Source organism: Mycobacterium venezuelense, from assembly GCF_054919535.1.
Genome location: NZ_JBONDW010000067.1, coordinates 1 through 615 on the forward strand (window position 1 = coordinate 1; position 615 = coordinate 615).

At 62.6% G+C, this 615-nt stretch carries 2 protein-coding genes; both read right to left on the minus strand.

Annotated elements, in window-relative coordinates:
• The coding region (locus ACRCUN_RS34205) for a WXG100 family type VII secretion target (protein WP_462146034.1) at window positions 1–278 on the minus strand (278 nt) is incomplete at its 3' end.
• A gap of 30 nt (window positions 279–308) precedes the next feature.
• Window positions 309–602: a type VII secretion system protein EsxG gene (gene esxG / locus ACRCUN_RS34210; RefSeq protein ID WP_085147856.1), complete on the minus strand. Its 294-nt coding sequence runs from the start codon at window positions 600–602 to the stop codon at window positions 309–311.
• Window positions 603–615: the final 13 nt, after the last annotated feature.

Genomic DNA, 615 nt, shown 5'->3' on the forward strand with positions numbered 1-615 from the left:
TTGGCGCCTTCGGCTTGGTCGCGGGCGTTCATCGAGATGGTGTTGGTCTCGTGGGTGGCCGCCATCGACCGGTAGGCCCGCACCAACTCCTCCATCGCCTGGTTCCACTGCGCCTGCCACGCCTGATAGGTCATGGCGGTGTCACCCTGCCAAGCACTGCTCAACGCCGCCTGCTCGGCAGCGATATCGGCACCCACCGCATGCAACGCACCCGAATAGGTGTTCATCTCCGCGGCATGCGCCAGCATCGCCGGGTAGTTGTACATGATCTGCGACATGAAAAACTCCTCTATCCGTTTCGCGTTCGGTCAGATGGCGGTGTAAGTGCTGGCCGCGGCGGCATCCTGGGCCACATACGTACCGGCCGCATCACCCAAGTTCAGCTGAGCGATATCCAGCAACGCATTGACCTTGGCCGACACCTCCACGAACCGGGCATGAGCAGCCTGAAACGCCGCCGACGCCTCACCCATGTGAAACGCCTGCGACGACATCGCCGCCTGCTCGGCCTGCGCAATCGTGCTGCGCATCAACGCAGCCTTGGCCCCGAACGCCGCCTCAGAGGCAACCAGCTGGGGAATGTGAGCGTCCAACATGCTCATAGGTGTTCCTTTC

Excerpts from the sequence above, each read along its gene's own strand:
- esxG (WP_085147856.1), bottom strand. The coding sequence starts at position 602 with ATGAGCATGTTGGACGCTCACATTCCCCAGCTGGTTGCCTCTGAGGCG.